Origin of the sequence: Nocardiopsis sp. NPDC101807 (assembly GCF_044766605.1) — a bacterium.
Lineage (GTDB): Bacteria > Actinomycetota > Actinomycetes > Streptosporangiales > Streptosporangiaceae > Nocardiopsis > Nocardiopsis tropica.
Genome location: NZ_JBIWMK010000007.1, coordinates 144,093 through 162,602, shown reverse-complemented (window position 1 = coordinate 162,602; position 18,510 = coordinate 144,093). Strand labels below are relative to the sequence as shown.

Below are 18,510 nucleotides of genomic sequence, written 5' to 3'. Positions count from 1 at the left end.
GCGGCGCCACCGGGTCCCGCACCGCCGTGCAGCGCCGCCCGGGAACGTGCGGCGGCCCCGGGAGGACCCGGGGCCGCAGGGGGGGCGGGGGCGCCGGGGCGGGCCCGGGGACCCCACGGTCAGGCCGCCCGGCCGTAGCGCCGGCGGGTGCGGAGGAGGCCGCCCCGGCGGCGCTCCTCCCGGCGCCGGGCGCGCAGTTCGGTCCGGGCCTTCAGCGCGGCGCGGACGTCGGCCATCTCGCGGACGCGCTGCTCCGTCAACAGCCGGGCGTTGGCCGCGAGCAGTTCGCTGTGGAACATCGTGTGTCCTCTCTCCGTCGGCGCGGACCCCGTGTCCCGCCGTCCTGGTGACCACGATCGTCCTAAGAACCCCTCCGGGGCATCGGGAGGATGCCCCGTCCTGCGGCCGGGGACCGCCCCGCCGCCCCCCGGAACGGGCTAAGACGCCCCTTCCGCCCCGGGACGGGAAGGAGTCCGCCCGCCCAGGGCGTGTCACCGCACGGATTCGGGCGATCACCCGTAGTTGTCTAGTGCTGTCGGATCGCGAACACACAGGAGGCACGGGATGGCTCGGCTCGTTCGGGGAAGCAGTCGGAGCACGGTGTCCGGCCGGGGCGGCGCGTTCGCGGCGGGGCTGGTGGCGGTCGTCCTGGCCGCCGCGCCCGTGCCCGCGTCCGCGGAGGAGAACCCCCGGGGGCTGCCCGGGGCCGCCCCCGGCGAGGAGGGGCGGATGCCCCTGGTGGGGCTGGCGGTGGCGGTGGGCGACGAGCCGGCCAACCCGGGCGAGGAGGTCACCCTGCGCACGACCGTGGCCAACAGCGACGGCGATCCGGTCCGGGACGCGCTGCTCGCCCAGCACTTCCCGGAGGAGCTGGAGGTCCTGGAGGTCGACGGCGGGGGGACGGCCGACCAGGGCATCGTGAACTGGAGGGTGGAGGTCCCGGCGGGGGAGGAGGCCGTGTACACGGTGCGCGCCCGGGTGGCGGAGGGGGCCCCGCCCGACAAGAGGGTGATGAGCACGGCCTGCCTGCTGCTCGACCGCGACGCGGACCCGGCCGCGTGCGCCAGCGACACGGTGGTGGTCACCGAGGTCACGGCGATGTCCCGGGTCTCGGAGTACGTCGGCCGGGAGTGGCTGCTCAGGTCGGTGGGGGCGGCCCTGGTGGTGGGGCTGGCCTGGCTGATGTGGCGGCGGAGGGGGGTTCTGCGCAGGGGGTGAGCCGAGGGGGAGGGGCCGGGCGCCGGTTTTGTTACGTCAGTGTGTCATCAAAACGGGGTTCAAAACTACGGCTCGTAGTAGTGTATGGCCATGGACATCCTCTACTCCGCGCTCGTCTTCCTGCACATGCTCGGCCTGGCCGGCATCATCGCGGGCTTCCTCATGCAGCTCATGACCGACAACGCCAAGGCGCCCAAGGTCCTGTTGCACAGCTCGCTGCTCCAGTTCGTCACCGGGCTGCTCCTCGTGGGGGTCGCCGAGATGGCCGACCTCTCCGAGCTGGACCACGTCAAGATCGCCGTCAAGCTGGTCGTCGCCCTCGCCGTCGTGGTGCTGGGCGTCCTGAACCTGCGCAAGCCCGCCAGGAACCTCGCGACCATCGCGGGCGTGCTCGCCGTCGTCAACATCGGCGTGGCCGTCTTCTGGTAGCGCCTCCCGCGCCGGACGTTGCGCAGGCGGCTCCCGCAGGCCGCCCGGGACGGGGGCCGGTGGCGGTGCGGATCCCACGATCCGCACCGCCACCGGTTTTTTTGTGCGTGCCTTTCAGTAATCTTGCAGAAATTTTCTGTAGTCGGTCATGTGCGCACCGTGGTGCGTTCGCCCAGTTCACAGGGGGTCCCGGGCGGCGGCCTGGGGGGGTCTGCGCACGTCGTGGGCGCCGTTCTCGCACGTCGGTGCGGATGTCGTCACTCTTGGTGAGGGGAGGGGTGTGGCCGAAACGAGCTGTTCACAAGGGCGGCTCGTTCTGTTAGCTTCGTCACTCCCATGCAAGAACTTGCAAATACTGCAAGGGCATGGCGGCAGGGGCCCGACGGCCCCGCCGCGCACCCCCCAAGGAGCGCACATGAGTACACGAGGCCCCGGCGCAGCAGCCGCGGCGGTCCTGCTGGGAGTCACCCTCCTGGCCGCCCCCGGCCCGATCGACCCCCCGCCGGCCCAGGCCGCGCCCGCCCCCGCAGCGCAGGCGGACAGCGGTGAGACCGTCGTCCACCTGTTCCAGTGGAGCTGGGACGCCGTCGCCGCCGAGTGCGAGGACTTCCTCGGACCGAACGGCTTCGGCGCCGTCCAGGTCTCCCCGCCCCAGGAGCACGTCGTCATCCCCTTCGCGGAGGGAGGCAACCACCCCTGGTGGCAGGACTACCAGCCCACCTCGTACAGCATCGGCAACACCCGCCGCGGCACCGCCGAGGAGTTCGCCGCGATGGTCTCCACCTGCCGCGACAGCGGCGTGAGGATCTACGCCGACGCGATCGTCAACCACATGACCGGCGACGGGTCCGGGACCGGCAGCAACGGGACGCGGTGGGCCAAGTACGACCACCCCGACCTCTTCGGCGACGGCACCGCCGCCTTCGGGGACGGCGACTTCAACCCCTGCCGCGAGGACATCGCGGACTGGGGGAACAAGGAGGAGATCCAGAACTGCCAGCTCCTCGGCCTGGCCGACCTCGACACGGGCAGCCCCCACGTCCGGACCCAGATCACCCGCTACCTCAACGGGCTGGTCGGCCTCGGCGTGGCCGGCTTCCGGGTGGACGCTTCCAAGCACGTCCCCGAGGAGGACATCGGCGCGATCTTCGGCGGTCTGGACGAGGTCCCCGGGTTCGGCGGGCGGCCGCGCGTCTACCACGAGGTCTACGGCGACGCCACGATCCCCTACACCGCCTACACCCCCTACGGCCAGGTCACCAACTTCGACTACAAGCGCGACGTGTCCCGGAGGTTCGCCGGGGGCGACATCGCCGGGCTGACCGCGATGCCCGACTACGGGGGGCTCTCCTCCGACCAGGCCGTCGTGTTCATCGACAACCACGACACGCAGCGCTACGAGCCCACGCTCACCCACAAGGACGGCGACCGCTACCACCTCGCCACGGCCTTCATGCTCGCCCACCCCTACGGCACCCCCGTGGTGATGTCGAGCTACGCCTTCGGCGACAACGTGACCGAGGGCCCGCCCAGCGTCGGGACGGTGGAGGGCAACCCCGCCGGATGGATCACCGAGGACGCCGACTGCGCCTCCGCCGACTGGGTCTGCGAGCACCGCGACGGCACCGTCGCCGGCATGGCGGCCTTCCGCAGCGCGGTCGGGGACGCCCCGCTGGCCGAGAGGGCACGGGACGGCTCGTCCCGGGTGGCCTTCGACCGGGGCGGCAGCGGGTTCGCCGCCTTCAACGCCTCCGGCCAGGACTGGGACCTGAACGCCGCGACCGGCCTGCCCGACGGGACCTACGACAACGCCGCGGGCGAGGGCTCCGTCACCGTCGCCGACGGCCGCGTCACCGCACGGGTGCCCGCGGACGGCGCCGTGGCCCTCCACGTCGGCGGGGAGTGCGACGCCCCCGACGGCTGCGGCGGCACCGACCCGGGAGAGCCCGGCGGGACCCTCACCGCGACGGTCGACACCCGGCCGGGCCAGGTGGTGCGCGTCGTCGGCGAGACCGCCGGACTCGGCTCCTGGAACCCCGCGGACGGGGTCGCGCTGGCGGACGGGGGCGACGGCACCTGGTCCGGAGCCGTCGAGCTGGGAGCCGACACCGAGTGGAAGCTCGTCAAGGTCGACGGCGGGGGCCAGGTGGAGTGGGAGCCCGGCCAGAACCGGGTCGGCCCCGCCGCCGCCGTCACGTGGGGAACCCGCTGACCCCTCCGCCCGCGTCCGGACGCCGGTCCGCCCCCGGGGGTCCGGTCCGCACCGCCGGGCGGCGTCCCGCGGGACCCGCCCGGTGACGCCCGGGACGCGCGGCCCAGCGCGTCCCGGGCGCGCCCCCGCGCCGCACCCCTGCGGCGCGGGGCGCCCCCCGCGAGGCCCGGACGGTCAACCGGCCGAGGCGTCCGCCCGCGGGGCCGGACAGGCGCCCCCGGGCCCGTCCGCGAGCTCGAAGTGCCACATCTCGTTGGCGTAGGTCCGGCAGAGCCCGTGGGCCTCCCCGAACCGGCCCATCCAGTCGGCGGCGTCCGTCCGGCCGATGTCGACCGCGTCACCGCTCACGTGGGAGGAGGACTCCGCGGAGGCGACCCACCGCGCGGCCTCCTCCTCGCTCCCGTAGACCGTGACCGCCGAGTCCAGGAGGAACCGCTGGTAGCGCTCGCTGCGCCATCCGCTGGTGACGACCACGTCCACCCCGTCCTCCCGGGCCTCGGCCGCGGCGGCGCGCACGGCCCCCAGCAGTTCCGGGTCCATCCGCTCCAGCAGCGGCAGGCCCTCCGCGAACGGGGACACGCCCTCCCCCTCGGCCAGGTAGCCGTCCTCCTCGTCCAGCGGCGTGAACCTGGTGACGGGCGCCATCGCCCTCAGCGGCGGTTCCCCGTCCCCCTCCGGCCCCGGGGACAGGCCCCACAGGGCCGTCAGGGCCACGAGCGACAGGACCGCCGCGACGGCGACGGCGGCCGGGCGGCCGGTGACGCGCGGCATCGGTGGAACACGGACCACGGGATCCTCCCCTCTCCGCCGGACGGGTCCGCCCGGCGCGCCGCACCAGACCAGCAGGGGGGACGTTGCGGGAGCGTCGGCTCAACCGCCTACGTTTTCGCAACACGCCGCCGCCTACACTCGGGCGTCCGTCCGCGGGTGCGGACCGTCGAGGAGGAGGGACCACATGCGCGTGCTGATCGTCGAGGACGAGGTCTTCATGGCCGAGGCACTCCAGGCGGGCCTGCGACACGAGGCGATCGCCGCCGACACGGTGTTCGACGGGGACGAGGCCCTGGAGCGCGTGGGCGTCAACGACTACGACGTCGTGGTCCTCGACCGCGACATCCCCGGCACGCACGGGGACGACGTGTGCGCGGCCGTCGCCAGGGACCACCCCGGCACGAGGGTGCTCATGCTGACGGCCGCGACACGGCTCAGGGACAAGGTGGACGGGTTCGCGCTCGGCGCCGACGACTACCTCACCAAGCCCTTCGACCTGGAGGAGCTGGTCGTGCGCCTGCGGGCGCTCGCCCGGCGCCCGCGGACCGCGATCCCTCCCGTGCTGGAGTGCGGGGACCTGCGTCTGGACCCCTACCGGAGGGAGGCCTACCGGAACGGCCGCTACCTGCGGCTCGCGCGCAAGCAGTTCGCCGTCCTGGAGCTCCTCATGCGCGCGGACGGAGGGGTGGTGAGCGCGGAGACCCTGCTGGAGAAGGTGTGGGACGAGAACGCCGACCCGTTCACGAGCGCCCCCAGGGTCACGGTCTCGACCCTGCGCCGGGCCCTCGGCGAACCGGACCCCGTCATCACCGTCCCCGGGGCCGGCTACCGCCTCGGCGCCCCCGGCGGCAAGGAGTGAACGCCGCCCGCCCGCGCCCGGCGGGCCCCCTGGTCAGCGCGCGGTTCCGCCTGGCCCTGAGCTACGCGGCCTTCCTCGTCGCCGCCGGGGCCGTCCTCCTGGCGGGCGTCTACGTGGTCCTGCGCTACGTCCCGAACTACCCCCTGACCGCGGCCAACCCGTCCGAGGCCCACCTGCCCATCGCTTCGAGGGGGAAGATCCTCTCCGTCCTCGTCCACCTCTCCGGCGCGCTCCTCGCGGTCCTGGCCCTGATCGGGATCACCGGGGGGTGGTTCCTGGCCGGGTGGGTGCTGCGCCCCCTCCAGCGCATCGACGAGGCCGTCCGGCTCGCCGCGGAGGGGCGCCTCGACCACCGGATCCGCCTCACGGGGGTCAACGACGAGTTCCGGCGGCTCGCCGACGCCTTCGACCACATGCTCGACCGGCTCGACGACGCGTTCGCCACGCAGGAGCGCTTCGCCGCCAACGCCTCCCACGAACTGCGGACGCCCCTGGCCGTCACGGGGACGCTCCTGGACGTGGCGCGGCGGAACCCGGACGGGCAGGACTACCCCGCCCTGGTCGAACGGCTCAGCATCACCAACGCCAGGGCGGTGGGCCTCACCGAGGCACTGCTGCGGCTGGCCGACGCCAACGCTGTCACCGCCGCGGCGGCGCCGCTCGACCTCGCCGTGACGGTCCGCGCGGCCGTCCGCGAGACCGGTGACGAGGCGCGGCGGTGCGGCGTGACCTGGGACCTGCGCCTGGGGGCCGCACCGGTGCTCGGCGACGGGGCCCTCCTCGCGCGGCTGGCCGCGAACCTCGTCCAGAACGCGGTCCGCCACAACACCTCGCCCGGCACCGCCCTGGCCGCCACCGGTCACGACCCCCGGCGGGGCCTCGTCACGCTCCGGATCGAGAACACCGGGCCCGTGTACACGCCCGGGACCGCGGCGCGGCTGCGCGAGCCGTTCCTGCGGGGCGAGGGGCGCACCCGCCGACGGGACGGGCGGGGACCCGGGGCGGGGGGAGGCTACGGCCTGGGGCTCGCCCTCGTCTCCCGGGTCGTCGACGTCCACGGCGGCGCCCTGGACGTCGTCCCCCGGGAGGGGGGAGGGCTCGTCGTCACGGTCACCCTCCCCGCGCACCCGGTGTGACGCGCCCGCGGAGGAGCCGCCGCACGCCCGGAGGGGCTCCGCCGCCGCCCGGGGACGCGGGGCCCGCGGCGCGGCGGCCGGAGGGGCCGGGCCCCGGGTCCTCCGGCCGCCGCGGTCCCGGCCGGCGGAGCCCCGGGGCGCCGGGCCGCGCGAGGGCCCGGGGCGTCCGGGCGGGCCCACGCCCCCCGGGCGGCGCTCCCCCGGCCCGCTAGTCGTCGTAGAAGACGCGCTCCATCACCGCGCGCGCCCGCCGGGTGGCGCGCAGGTAGGCCTCCGTCAACTGCTCGGCCGGCCCCTCCCACACCCCCTCCTCGTCCTCGGAGCTGCGGCACCCCATCGCGCCCGCGACCGCGGCGCGCACCCGCAGGTCGGACGGCAGCGAGTCACCGCCCCGGCCCCGCACCAGCATCACCATGCCCCGCACACGCGAGGCCAGCCGCCACGCCTGCTCCAGCACCGCGCCGTCGTCCGCCGCGAGGAGCCCGTGGGCCACGGCCGTGTCCAGGGCCTCCAGGGTCCCCGTCGTCCGCAGGCCCGGGTACTCGTGGGCGTGCCGCAGCTGCGTCAGCTGCGCCACCCACTCCACGTCCGACAGCCCGCCCCGGCCCAGCTTCGTGTGCAGGGTGGGGTCCGCCCCCCGCGGCAGGCGCTCGGCCTCCATCCGCGCCTTGAGCTTGCGGATCTCCAGCACCGCCGACGGGTCGACGCCGCCCCCGGGGTAGCGGATCGGGTCGATCAGCTCCGTGAACGCCCTGCGCAGCTCGGGGTCCCCGGCGATCGGCCTGGCCCGCAGCAGCGCCTGGCTCTCCCACACCTGGGACCAGCGGCCGTAGTACGCCGCGTACGACTCCAGCGTGCGCACCACGGGCCCGCTCCGGCCCTCCGGGCGCAGGTCCGTGTCCACCTTCAGGGGCGGTTCGGCGGCGGGCATCTCCAGCAGCCGCGCCAGCTCGCGTACGATCGCCAGCGCCTGCCCGGTCGCGGCCCCCGTGTCGACGCCCGGCAGGGGGTCGTGCACGTACATCACGTCGGCGTCGCTGGCGTAGGTCAGCTCGCCGCCGCCGAACCGGCCCATGGCCACCACGCACACCCGGGTCAGCGGCTCGTCCCCGGACGCCGCGACGACCCGGTTCTGGGCCAGCCGCAGCGCGGCCTCGATTGTCACCGCGGCGATGTCGGTCAGCGCCGAGCCCACCTCCCGGACCGACGAGACCTCCAACAGGTCGGCGGCGGCCGTGCGCAGCAGCTCGCGGCGGCGCAGCGCCCGCACCGCCGCCACCGACTCCTCGGCCGTGTCGTACCGGCGCTGCGCCGCCTCGGCCTCGGCCTCGAGCACCTTCGGGCCGCGCCGCACCAGGTCCTGGTCGTCGGCCAGCATCGCCACCGCGTCCGGGGCCCGCAGCAGCAGCTCCGTCACATAGCGGCTCGTCCCCAGCAGCCACGCCATGCGCTCGGCCACCCGCACGTCGTCGCGCAGCAGCCGCAGGTACCACGGGGTGGTGCCCAGCGCGTCGCTCACCTGGCGGAAACCGAACAGGCCCGCGTCGGGGTCGGGGGAGTCGGAGAACCAGCCCAGCATCACCGGGAGCAGCGTCCGCTGGATCGCCGCCCGCCGGGACACCCCCGACGTCAGCGACTCCAGGTGGCGCAGGGCCCCGCCGGGGTCGGCGAACCCGAGCGCCTCCAGGCGGATCTTGGCGTGCTCCGGCGACAGCCGCGCCTCCTCGCCCGGCAGCTGCGCCACCGCGTTGAGCAGGGGGCGGTAGAACAGCTTCTCGTGCAGGCGCCGCACCTCCGACGTCACCCGGCGGCGCGCCTCGGTCAGCTCCCTCACCGGGTTCGCGGTGAACCCCAGCGCCCGCCCCAGGCGGCGCAGGTGCTCGGGGCCGTCCTGGCTCCCGGGGTCCGGCATCAGGTGCGTGCGCCGCAACCGCTCCAGCTGCAGCAGGTGCTCCAGCCGCCGCAGGAAGCGGTAGGCCTCCGCCAGCCCGGCCGCGTCGCGCCGCCCCACGTACCCGTACTCCGACAGGGCCTCCAGGGCCTCCAGGGTGTTGCCCGAGCGCAGCCGGTCGTCGGTGCGGCCGTGCACCAGCTGGAGCAGCTGGACGGAGAACTCGATGTCGCGGAGCCCGCCCGGACCCAGTTTCAGCTCCCGCTCGGCCTCGCCGGCGGGGATGTGCGCCACCACGCGGCGGCGCATCGCCTGCACGTCCTCCACGAAGTCCTGGCGGCCGGTCGCCTCCCAGACCAGGGGCAGGATCGCCTCCGTGTACGCCCGGCCCAGCCCGGCGTCGCCGGCGATCGGCCGGGCCTTGAGCAGCGCCTGGAACTCCCACGTCTTGGCCCAGCGCTCGTAGTACGACAGGTGTCCCGAGACCGACCGCACCAGCGGCCCGTTCCTGCCCTCCGGCCGCAGGGCGGGGTCCACCTCCCACAGGGCGCCCTCGGCGTCGGTCTCGGAGGGGATGCGCATCATCGCCGTGGCCAGGCGCGTGGCCGCGCGCATGGCGGCCTGCTCGTCCACCGGCGCCTCGGGGTCCGCGGGCTCGGCGGGCTCGGCCACGAACACGACGTCCACGTCGCTGACGTAGTTCAGCTCGCGGCCGCCGCACTTGCCCATGCCGATCACCGCCAGACGGCACAGCGCGGCGTCCTCGGGCTGCTCGGCCCGGGCCACGGCCAGGGAGGCGTCCAGCATGGACGCGGCCAGGTCGGCCAGCTCCGCGGCGGCCTCGTCGACCGTGCACAGACCCGTCAGGTCGCGTCCGGCCAGCCGCAGCAGGCGCCTGCGGTACGCCACCCGCAGGGTGTGCCGGAGGGTCTCGGACGTCCCGTCCCCGACCACGGCCGGGTCGGCGGCCGGCGCCGCGCCGTGGGGGTCGGCCCCCACGGTGTGCAGCAGACCCCGGCGCAGCTCGTCCGGCTCGGGGGAGCGGGCGGCGTCCGCGCCCCGCAGCTCCCGCCAGTCGCCGGGGTGGCGCACCAGGTGGTCGGTCAGCGCGGGGCTGGCGCCCAGGACCTTGCTCAGCCGCGCCCGCAGGTCGGACTCCTCGCGCAGCACGTCCAGCACCTCGGCCGGGTCCGGGTCGGACTCCAGGACCCGGATCAGCCCCAGCAGGGCCTGGTCGGGGTCGGGGGCGGCCGCGAGGGCGTCGATGACGGCGGTGTCGGCCCGGGCGTCCAGGCCCGCCTCCGTCATCAGCCGCAGGGCCCGGGTGCTGTCGCTGAAGCCACGCCTGGCGAGCGCGCCTGCTGTCATGGTGTTGTTTCCGTCCCTTGCCACGCGTCAACCGTAGCCGGACGGCCCGCGGGCACACCGTACGGCTCTGCTTGCGGTCGTCCGTTCCGGGGCCGCCGCGCCGCCCCTGCGGGCGCGGGGAGGTCCCGGAACCGGGTCGGGGCCGGCGTCCGGGCGGACGCCGGCCCCTGGGGAGAGGGCGCGGGGCGCCCGGTTCCGGGGGCGCCTCCACGGCACGCGCCCGGCCGCCGCGGTCGCGGGGACCGGGGCGGCGCGGGCCGCCGGGGCCCCGCCGGGACGGGACGTCACCTGTCGGTAACACGCCTCGTTTCGGTCCCCTGCGCACGGTGTATCCGGCCGGGGCCCACGGTGGTGGAAGTATCCCGGTTCGTACCCCTGGTCGCCCCCCGGGGGAGATCCGCGGGCCCGCCGTACGCGGCGCCGACGCCCTTCCCGCGGGAGCGTGAGGGGCCGCCTGCGGCGTGCGCGACGCCGCCGACGGCCCCCGGCCGGGAACGCGTCCGGCGTGCGCCTTCCGGGGATCGCTCCTCCGGAAGGCGCACGCCGGGGCGTCGCCGCCTAGATGTCGTAGTAGAGCTCGAACTCGCGCGGGTGCGGGCGCAGGCGCAGGGAGTCGATCTCCTCGGTGCGCTTGAAGTCCACGTAGGTCTCGATGAGGTCCTTGGTGAACACGCCGCCCTCGAGCAGGAACTCGTGGTCGGCCTCCAGCGCCAGCAGGGCGTCGTCGAGCGAGGCCGGGACGGTCTTGATGGCCGAGGCCTCCGCCGGGGGCAGCTCGTAGAGGTCCTTGTCGACCGGCTCCGGCGGCTCGATCTTGTTCTTGATGCCGTCGATCCCGGCCATCAGCATGGCGGAGAAGGCCAGGTACGGGTTGGCCGACGGGTCCGGCACGCGGAACTCGATGCGCTTGGCCTTCGGGTTGGAGCCCGTGAGCGGCAGGCGGATGCAGGCCGAGCGGTTGCGCTGGCTGTAGACGAGGTTGATGGGGGCCTCGTAGCCGGGCACCAGGCGGTGGTAGGAGTTCACCGTCGGGTTGGTGAAGGCGAGCAGGGCGTCGGCGTGCTTGAGCAGGCCGCCGATGTAGTAGCGCGCCGTGTCGGAGAGCTGGCCGTAGCCCGACTCGTCGAAGAAGAGCGGCTCGCCGTCCTTCCACAGGCTCTGGTGGCAGTGCATGCCGGAGCCGTTGTCGCCGAACAGCGGCTTGGGCATGAACGTGGCCGTCTTGCCCGCCTCGTTGGCGACGTTCTTGACGATGTACTTGTACAGCTGCACCTTGTCGGCCTGCTGGAGCAGCGTGCCGAACCTGATGCCGATCTCGGCCTGGCCCGCGGTGCCGACCTCGTGGTGCTGGAGCTCGACGTCGATGCCCGCGTCGATCAGCGCCTGCACCATGTCGGAGCGCAGGTCGCTGTAGTGGTCGACCGGCTCGACCGGGAAGTAGCCGCCCTTGTACCGGGGACGGTAGCCGCGGTTGCCGCCCTCGATCGCGGAGCCCGTGTTCCAGGCGCCCTCGATGGAGTCGATCTCGTAGTAGCCGGTGTTGGAGCGCGTCTCGAACTTGACGTCGTCGAAGATGTAGAACTCGGCCTCGGGGCCGAAGAAGGCGGTGTCCGCGACCCCGGAGCCCTTGAGGTAGGCCTCGGCCTTGCGGGCGACGTTGCGCGGGTCCCGGCTGTAGGACTCCAGCGTCAGCGGGTCGTGGACGAAGAACGTCATGTTCAGCGTCTTGTGCTTGCGGAACGGGTCCAGGACGCCGGTGCTCAGGTCGGGCAGCAGCAGCATGTCGGACTCGTGGATGGCCTGGAAGCCGCGGATCGAGGACCCGTCGAACATCTGGCCGTCGGTGAACGTCGAGGCGTCGACGTTCGAGGTCGGGAGGGTGACGTGGTTGACGCCCCCGAACAGGTCCGTGAATCGGACATCGAGGAACTTGACGTCCTCGTCCCGGATGTAGGCGAGCACCTCGTCGACGCTGCTGAACAAAACGAACCTCCGTGCAGGTGTCTGAGACGATGGGACCGGAGCCCGCTCCATCGCGGACACGTCGGATCACGCGCCGTCTCCCGGCTTCGCCAACGAAGCTAGGAGCGCGTGATTTCCGTGCCATGTCTCTATTGTTTCCTGCATGTTACGGAGCCAGGCGTTTTCGCAGACCAACCAGCCTGACCCGGTGATTCCACCGCTCGGCGTGCGAAATCGGGACATGCGGAACGGGTGGTTGTGGTCCGGGACACCCGCGTCCGTCGCCCTGCTCACGCCCCGTCCGGCCGTCCCGCGGACCGGCCCCTCCACCGGGTGTATACCGTGGATGCCATGAGCGACGAGAGCCGGGGCGGCGCCGCCGGGGCCATCCACGAGGACGACTTCCAGTACCGGGGGAACCGCCTCGGCCTGCCGGAGGAGGGTTCCGGCTCCGTCCCCGGCGTCATCAGGCGCCTCGTCGGCCTCGCCCTGGACTGGTGCCTGGCCCTCATGATCTCCTGGGGCCTCTACCGCCTGGGGGCCGTCGGAGCGGGAGCCGCCTCCCAGGAGGAGGTCGTCCCGGTGCTCAGCAACACCGCCCTGGTGGTCTTCGCCGTGATGAGCATCCTCCTCCTCACCCTCTTCGGCACCACCGTCGGGCGCCGCCTCGTCGGCGTGGGCATCACCGCCACCGGCGAGCGCTCCTGGCCGTGGTTCGTGTCGATGACCGTGCGCACGGTCCTGCTGTGCCTGGTCATCCCGGCCGTGATCTACGACCGCGACACCCGCGGGCTGCACGACCGCGCCGCGGGCACGGTGGCGACGCGTTACTGAGCCCGCACCGAGCGGAACCGGTCCCACCGGACAGCCGGAACGGTTGTACGGACAGGGCTCCGGCTGCTGTTAGCATCCGTTCATCGCTTTCCCCGGGGACGGTCGCGACCCTCACGGTGTCCTGCCCCCGCACCTCCCCCCACGTCTCATCGCACCCTCCGAAGGTTCGCATGGCTGGAAGACGCTCCACCCCCCACCCCTCGGGCGCGCTCGGTGCCGTGCGGATGTCCGCAGGACAGTGGGTCGCCTGCGCCGCCACCGCCCTCGCCGTCGTCGTCAGCCTGGGCGGCTACGGCTGGTACCAGGGCATCGTCGGCAACATCACCACCACGCAGGTGGACACGACGTGGGACCGCCCCACCAGCGTCGAGGGCGTGATGAACCTGCTCATCATCGGCTCCGACGTCCGCTCGGGCGAGAACGCCGACTACGGCGAGGCGGAGGGCGAGCGGCCCGACACGATGCTCATCGCCAGCATCAACGTCGACAACGGGGCGGCCACCCTCGTGAACCTGCCCCGCGACCTGGTCGTCGACCTGCCCGCGTGCGAGGCGGTCGAGGGGTACGAGGGGATGTCGCCGCACAGCGGCATGATCAACTCCGCGATGACCTTCGGCGGCATCGGCTGCCAGTGGCAGGCCGTCGAGAACGCGACCGACGTGCACCTCGACCACTTCGTCATGATGGACTTCACCGGGTTCAAGGACATGGTCGACGCCATCGGCGGAGTGGAGATGTGCATCCCCGAGCCCGTGGACGACCCCAAGGCCCACCTGGTCCTGGACGCCGGGCTCCAGACCCTGGACGGCGAGGACTCGCTCGGGTTCGTGCGCTCCCGCTACGCGCAGGGCGACGGCGGCGACCTGTCCCGCATCGACCGCCAGCAGGAGTTCATGGGCGCGATGCTGCGCCAGGTACTCAGCAGCGAGGTCATGACCAGCCCGGTCACCATCACCAACTTCCTCGGCGCCGTCACCGACTCGGTCACCACCGACGAGGACCTCACCGTCGACACCATGACCGACCTCGCCATCTCCATGCGCGAGGTCGACCTCCAGCGCATCCAGTTCGTGACGGTCCCCAACGGCCAGCACCCCGCGGACCCCAACCGCCTGATCATGAGCGACGCCGCCCCCGCACTGTTCGAGGCGATCAACGCCGGCGCGGACATGTCGGGCGGCGGGGAGGACGGCGGCGGGGAGTCCGAGGGGGAGGCCGAGCAGGGCCCGGCCCCCGAGGACGTCTCCGTGGAGATCCTCAACAACGCGGGCGTCGACGGCCTCGCCCTGGAGGTGCAGGCGGTCCTCGCGGGAGAGGGCTACACGGTCACCGGCACGGGCAACCCGGTCGCCCGGTTCCCCGAGGCCACGACGGTCTACCACGCCCCCGGCGAGGAGGCCGCGGCCGAGATGCTGGCCGGGTCCATGGAGTCCGCGGTCACCGAGGAGGCCGAGGGCCTCTCCCAGACCCTGGAGCTGGTCCTGGCCCCCGACTGGGCCGGGTTCGCCGACGGGGCCTCCTCCGCCCCCGAGGTGTCCGTCACCGACGACCTCGGCGGGATCACCGCGGAGGAGGCGGAGAGCGCCTGCTGATCCGGACGCCCGATCCGGATACGATCTGACATGGTGCGTACCCTTCCGGTACCATCCGGCCGTTACGTCCGCGTCGCCCCGCGCCCTCCGCGCGGTGCTCTCCTCCGAGCGGACCCGCCCTTGTCCCATACCGGATCGCAGGTGCCCTCTTGGCTCCCAGAAACGTGTCTTCGGCCCTCGCCGCGAAGATGAGTCTTGGTCAGTGGGTCGCGTGCGGGGTGACCGGAGTGCTCATAGCGACGAGCCTGACCGCCTACGCGGGGTACCGGGACGCCCTCAGCATCGCCACCGAGGAGATCAACACCGACGCCTGGGGGGACCGCCCCAGCCAGGTGGACGGCATCCACAACATCCTCCTGCTCGGCACCGACGAGCGGGCGGGGGAGGACGCCTCCTACAACGAGCTGAACGGCATCCGGCCCGACGTGCTGGTCGTGGTGAGCATCGACGTGGACCGGGGCGGGGTGACCATGGTCAACATGCCGCGCGACCTGATCATCGAGATGCCCGACTGCGCGCCCAACGGCGAGGCGCCGGGGGTGACCGCCGGAACGGTGGACCAGCTCAACCACGCCATGACCTACGGCGGCATGGACTGCCAGGGCAACACCGTGGAGACGCTCACCGGCATCCACCTCGACCACATGGTGATGGTCGACTTCGCCGGGTTCCAGAACATCGTCGACTCCGTCGGCGGCATCGAGATGTGCGTCCCCGAACCGATCGACGACCCCAAGGCCCACCTGGTCCTGGACGCCGGGATGCAGACCCTGAACGGCGAGCAGGCCCTCGGCCTGGCGCGGTCCCGGGACAGCACCGAGCAGGGCAGCGACCTGAACAGGATCGAGAACCAGCAGAGGATGATCGGCGCGATCCTGCGCGAGGTCACCAGCGGCGACATCCTGAGCAGCCCGACCACCCTCTACGACTTCATCGGCTCGGTCACCGACAGCATGGTGACCGACGACGGCCTGACCACCGACAAGATGGCCGAGCTGGCCATCGCCATGCGCCAGGTGGACCTCGGGCGGATGAACATGGTGACGGTCCCGGTCGTCGACGCCCCCAGCAACCCGAACAAGGTCGCGTTCCAGCAGCCCGCCGCCGACGAGCTCTTCGCCTCGGTGGCCTCCGGCGAGGTGCTGGCGGAGGAGGAAGAGGAGGCCGCCCCGGAGGAGGAGGCTCAGGAGGAGGTCTCCGTGGAACCCGGGGACGTGTCCGTCCGGGTCCTCAACGGCACGGGCGTCGACGGGCTGGGGAGCCAGGTCGAGCAGCGCCTCCTGGAGGGCGGGTTCGTCGTCACCGGGACGGGCAACCCCGAGGCCCGCCAGCCGACCGCCACCACCGTCTACCACGGCCCCGACCGGGCCGCCCACGCCGAGGAGCTCGCCTCGGTGCTCACCGCCGCCCAGGTCGAGGAGGTCCCCGACCTCGGGACGGATCTGGAGCTGGTCATGGGCGCCGACGACTGGGGCCCCATCACCTTCGGGGGCGACGGCGGCGGCGGGGGCGGGAGCGGCGCCCTCGCGGACCTGGAGGGCACCTCGGCCGCCGACGACACCGTCTCCTGCGAGTAGGGCCCGGGACGGCGCCGCCGCGTCGAGAGGCCCCGTCGGCGCCTGTCCGGTGCCGGCGGGGCCTCGTCGCGTTCCGGGCCCGGCCCGGGAGGACCGTCCCCGTCGCCGGGGGCCGGACCCGCCCGGGACGGTGCGCGACGGGCCGCGGGCCCGGCCCGGCCCGGACCGGACCGGTCCGACGTCCGGTCGGCGAGGGCGGCGCCCCCTCCGTCCCCCTCTTCACCGGCTTCCCCCGGCCGCGCGGAGGTGGCGACCGTCGGGGACTGGAGGGTCGAGGCCGTCGGCTTCCCCCGGCCGCGCGGGCGGAGGCCTTCCGAGAGGACCCCGGGACGCGTCGGGGCGCCGAGGGGCCGGTCCGACGCCCCCGAGGACGACGGCGGCGTCCGTGCGCGTCCGGACGGGCCCCCGGCCGAAGGCGGTACGACCCCCGCCGATCGGGTCGGCGCCACCGTCGTCGGCCCGTCCGTGCCCGCGAACGACCGGGTGGGTGAGGACGGCTCCTCCACCCTCGCGGCCCCGGGCCGGGAGCCCGATCGCGGGCCCGGGGGCCTGCTCGGCCACGGGCCCGCGCAGCACCCCGCGGACCGCGCCGGGGCGGGGCCGCGCACGCGAACGGGGGCCGCCGCACCTGTCGGTGCGACGGCCCCCGTCCCGTGTCCGTGAGAGGCCGGCCGGGTCGCTACCCGCCCATCTGGCCCCGCATGCCCCGGGGCATCTTCGCGCTCTTGGGCATCGGCCCCTTGGGCATCTGCATCTTGGCGGGCAGGGCCTTGAGGCGGTAGTTCAGCTCGGCGGCCCCGGACTTGTCCAGGTTGCGCGGGAGCCGGACCAGCGTGCGCTGGAGCTTGGAGATCGGCACCAGGCCCTCGCCGTTGCCGACCTTGAAGTCGTAGATGGGAGTGTCGTGCGCGACCCGCGCGACCCGCTTCTTCTCCCCGGCGATCAGCGGCTTGAGCCGGCCCGGGTCGCCCTCGCCGACCAGGATCACGCCCGGCCGCCCCACCACGCGGTGGACGACGTCCATCTGCTTGTTGGCGGCCACGCCCGGCTCGACCACCCAGTTGCCGCGCATGTTGTCCAGGATCGCCATGCCCGCGCCCAGGCGCCCGTCCAGCATCTTGTACTGGACCCGCTGCGCGGAGCGCGTGAAGATGATGAAACCGGTCAGGAAGGCGACCGGCAGGCCCGTCAGCGGCCACAGGATCCAGGAGCCGGTCCAGATGCCGATGCCGACGAAGACCGCGAGGACGACCACCGCGACACCGACCGCCAGCGGGATGCTGCGGGGACTCTGCTGCTGGACGACCTTGGCGACCATGCCGATCTGCTTGAGCCGACCGGGCTGCTTCTCGGCCCCGCCCTTGGCGGGGGTCGTGGTCTCTGAACCCTTGGGCTTTTTCGCCATCGTGCTCTCAGGCAGCGCGCGCCGACGCGGTGTCGGCGGGGACGGGGTCCCGGGGCTGCCTTGCCTCCTCTTCGCGGTCGACCTGGGTGCTGCGCCTCACGGCGCCGGCCAGCTGGGCGCCTCTCGCCACCAGGATATGTGGACGTGCCCCTACATGAGGAACGGTGGCCCGCGGGCCACCGTTCCAGCTTGGTCACGACTCGGGCGAAACGTCCATTACGCGCCGCCGGCCAGGGCGGCGTTCTCGGCGTCGCGCTTCTCGCGGGCCTGCTTGTACAGGCGGCCGGCGCGGTAGGACGAGCGCACCAGCGGTCCCGACATGACGCCGGCGAAGCCGATCTCCTCGGCCTCCTGGCCCAGTTCCACGAACTCCTCGGGCTTCACCCACCGGTCGATCGGGTGGTGCAGCTTGGAGGGGCGCAGGTACTGGGTGATGGTGAGCAGGTCGCAGCCGGCCTCGTGCAGGTCGCGCATCGCCTCGCTGATCTCCTCACGGGTCTCGCCCATGCCCAGGATCAGGTTCGACTTGGTCACGAGGTCGTCCGCGCGCGCCTCGGTGATGACCCGGAGGGAGCGCTCGTAGCGGAAGCCCGGACGGATGCGCTTGAAGATCCGGGGCACCGTCTCGACGTTGTGCGCCAGCACCTCGGGCCGCGAGCCGAAGACCTCGGCCAGCTGGTCGGGGTCGGCGTTGAAGTCGGGGATGAGCAGCTCGACGCCGGTGTCCGGGTTGAGCTCGTGGATCTTGCGGACCGTCTCGGCGTACAGCCAGGCGCCGCCGTCCTCGAGGTCGTCACGGGCCACGCCGGTGATGGTGGCGTAGCGCAGCTCCATCTTCTTCACGGAGTTGGCGACCTTGGTCGGCTCCATCCGGTCCAGGGCGCTGGGCTTGCCCGTGGCGATCTGGCAGAAGTCGCAGCGCCGCGTGCACTGGTCGCCGCCGATGAGGAACGTCGCCTCCCGGTCCTCCCAGCACTCGTAGATGTTGGGGCACCCGGCCTCCTGGCACACCGTGTGCAGGCCCTCGCTCTTGACCAGGGACTGGAGCTCCGTGTACTCGGGCCCCATGTGCGCCTTGATCTTGATCCACGGCGGCTTCTTCTCGATGGGGGTCTCGCTGTTGCGCGCCTCCACGCGCAGCAACCTGCGGCCCTCAGGAGCGATGGTCAACGTGAACCCGTTCCCTTCTGTGCCCCGTGACGGGACCCTCTCGCCCTTCGTGGGGGCGGCTGCGTCCCGGTGGGGACTGGCTCATG

Annotated in this window: 14 protein-coding genes; 8 read left to right on the top strand and 6 right to left on the bottom strand. The window is 73.4% G+C overall.

Translation table 11 applies throughout. The features are described 5' to 3' along the window. Positions 1-119: 119 nt before the first annotated feature. Complete coding sequence (locus ACIRPH_RS22060; RefSeq protein ID WP_402917148.1) at positions 120-299, bottom strand: hypothetical protein; 180 nt, start codon at positions 297-299, stop codon at positions 120-122. Between the two features lie 265 nt (positions 300-564). On the opposite strand from ACIRPH_RS22060, the gene ACIRPH_RS22055 reads away from it, so the two are divergent. The 3 genes from ACIRPH_RS22055 to ACIRPH_RS22045 all read left to right on the top strand — a co-directional run bounded on the left by ACIRPH_RS22055 (position 565) and on the right by ACIRPH_RS22045 (position 3,859). Next, a complete protein-coding gene (locus ACIRPH_RS22055; RefSeq protein ID WP_402917146.1) occupies positions 565-1,218 on the top strand; it encodes a hypothetical protein in 654 nt (217 codons plus the stop codon). A gap of 90 nt (positions 1,219-1,308) precedes the next feature. Beyond that, a complete protein-coding gene (locus ACIRPH_RS22050) occupies positions 1,309-1,647 on the top strand; it encodes a hypothetical protein (protein WP_402917144.1) in 339 nt (112 codons plus the stop codon). 415 nt (positions 1,648-2,062) lie between these two features. Beyond that, positions 2,063-3,859 carry a carbohydrate-binding module family 20 domain-containing protein gene (locus tag ACIRPH_RS22045; protein WP_402917142.1) on the top strand — a complete coding sequence of 599 codons (1,797 nt, stop codon included), beginning with the start codon at positions 2,063-2,065 and terminating at the stop codon, positions 3,857-3,859. A 174-nt stretch (positions 3,860-4,033) separates the two neighbouring features. Here the strand turns inward: ACIRPH_RS22045 and ACIRPH_RS22040 are convergent, their stop codons facing one another. Further along, positions 4,034-4,648, bottom strand: coding sequence for a M15 family metallopeptidase (locus ACIRPH_RS22040; RefSeq protein ID WP_402917140.1), 615 nt, complete (start codon positions 4,646-4,648; stop codon positions 4,034-4,036). A 166-nt stretch (positions 4,649-4,814) separates the two neighbouring features. On the opposite strand from ACIRPH_RS22040, the gene ACIRPH_RS22035 reads away from it, so the two are divergent. Then, complete coding sequence (locus tag ACIRPH_RS22035; protein WP_402917138.1) at positions 4,815-5,489, top strand: response regulator transcription factor; 675 nt, start codon at positions 4,815-4,817, stop codon at positions 5,487-5,489. Next, entirely contained in the window at positions 5,486-6,625 is a 1,140-nt protein-coding gene (locus ACIRPH_RS22030) for a sensor histidine kinase (RefSeq protein WP_402917136.1), read from the top strand. Before ACIRPH_RS22035 ends, ACIRPH_RS22030 begins: the two co-directional genes overlap by 4 nt. 208 nt (positions 6,626-6,833) lie before the next feature. Here the strand turns inward: ACIRPH_RS22030 and ACIRPH_RS22025 are convergent, their stop codons facing one another. Both ACIRPH_RS22025 and glnA read right to left on the bottom strand, forming a co-directional pair. Beyond that, entirely contained in the window at positions 6,834-9,884 is a 3,051-nt protein-coding gene (locus tag ACIRPH_RS22025) for a bifunctional [glutamine synthetase] adenylyltransferase/[glutamine synthetase]-adenylyl-L-tyrosine phosphorylase (protein WP_402917794.1), read from the bottom strand. A gap of 558 nt (positions 9,885-10,442) precedes the next feature. After that, positions 10,443-11,867, bottom strand: a complete 1,425-nt coding sequence (glnA, locus tag ACIRPH_RS22020; RefSeq protein WP_402917134.1) for a type I glutamate--ammonia ligase — start codon at positions 11,865-11,867, stop codon at positions 10,443-10,445. A gap of 330 nt (positions 11,868-12,197) precedes the next feature. Here glnA and ACIRPH_RS22015 point away from each other — a divergent pair, with 330 nt between their 5' ends. From ACIRPH_RS22015 to ACIRPH_RS22005, 3 genes are all read left to right on the top strand, one after another. Continuing rightward, positions 12,198-12,680: an RDD family protein gene (locus ACIRPH_RS22015; protein WP_402917132.1), complete on the top strand. Its 483-nt coding sequence runs from the start codon at positions 12,198-12,200 to the stop codon at positions 12,678-12,680. Between the two features lie 170 nt (positions 12,681-12,850). Further along, positions 12,851-14,272 carry an LCP family protein gene (locus ACIRPH_RS22010; RefSeq protein WP_402917130.1) on the top strand — a complete coding sequence of 474 codons (1,422 nt, stop codon included), beginning with the start codon at positions 12,851-12,853 and terminating at the stop codon, positions 14,270-14,272. A 188-nt stretch (positions 14,273-14,460) separates the two neighbouring features. Continuing rightward, the gene (locus ACIRPH_RS22005) at positions 14,461-15,849 is read left to right on the top strand and encodes an LCP family protein (protein ID WP_402917791.1); all 1,389 of its coding nucleotides are present in this window, start codon (positions 14,461-14,463) and stop codon (positions 15,847-15,849) included. 679 nt (positions 15,850-16,528) lie between these two features. On the opposite strand, the gene ACIRPH_RS22000 is transcribed toward ACIRPH_RS22005, so the two are convergent. Together ACIRPH_RS22000 and lipA are read right to left on the bottom strand one after the other, a co-directional pair. Beyond that, entirely contained in the window at positions 16,529-17,254 is a 726-nt protein-coding gene (locus tag ACIRPH_RS22000) for a DUF4191 domain-containing protein (protein WP_402917129.1), read from the bottom strand. Between the two features lie 216 nt (positions 17,255-17,470). Then, a complete protein-coding gene (lipA, locus tag ACIRPH_RS21995; RefSeq protein WP_402917128.1) occupies positions 17,471-18,424 on the bottom strand; it encodes a lipoyl synthase in 954 nt (317 codons plus the stop codon). Positions 18,425-18,510: the final 86 nt, after the last annotated feature.

Excerpts from the sequence above, each read along its gene's own strand:
- ACIRPH_RS22060 (WP_402917148.1), bottom strand. The coding sequence starts at position 299 with ATGTTCCACAGCGAACTGCTCGCGGCCAACGCCCGGCTGTTGACGGAG.
- ACIRPH_RS22055 (WP_402917146.1), top strand. The coding sequence starts at position 565 with ATGGCTCGGCTCGTTCGGGGAAGCAGTCGGAGCACGGTGTCCGGCCGG.
- ACIRPH_RS22050 (WP_402917144.1), top strand. The coding sequence starts at position 1,309 with ATGGACATCCTCTACTCCGCGCTCGTCTTCCTGCACATGCTCGGCCTG.
- ACIRPH_RS22045 (WP_402917142.1), top strand. The coding sequence starts at position 2,063 with ATGAGTACACGAGGCCCCGGCGCAGCAGCCGCGGCGGTCCTGCTGGGA.
- ACIRPH_RS22035 (WP_402917138.1), top strand. The coding sequence starts at position 4,815 with ATGCGCGTGCTGATCGTCGAGGACGAGGTCTTCATGGCCGAGGCACTC.
- ACIRPH_RS22025 (WP_402917794.1), bottom strand. The coding sequence starts at position 9,884 with ATGACAGCAGGCGCGCTCGCCAGGCGTGGCTTCAGCGACAGCACCCGG.
- ACIRPH_RS22015 (WP_402917132.1), top strand. The coding sequence starts at position 12,198 with ATGAGCGACGAGAGCCGGGGCGGCGCCGCCGGGGCCATCCACGAGGAC.
- ACIRPH_RS22010 (WP_402917130.1), top strand. The coding sequence starts at position 12,851 with ATGGCTGGAAGACGCTCCACCCCCCACCCCTCGGGCGCGCTCGGTGCC.
- ACIRPH_RS22005 (WP_402917791.1), top strand. The coding sequence starts at position 14,461 with ATGAGTCTTGGTCAGTGGGTCGCGTGCGGGGTGACCGGAGTGCTCATA.
- ACIRPH_RS22000 (WP_402917129.1), bottom strand. The coding sequence starts at position 17,254 with ATGGCGAAAAAGCCCAAGGGTTCAGAGACCACGACCCCCGCCAAGGGC.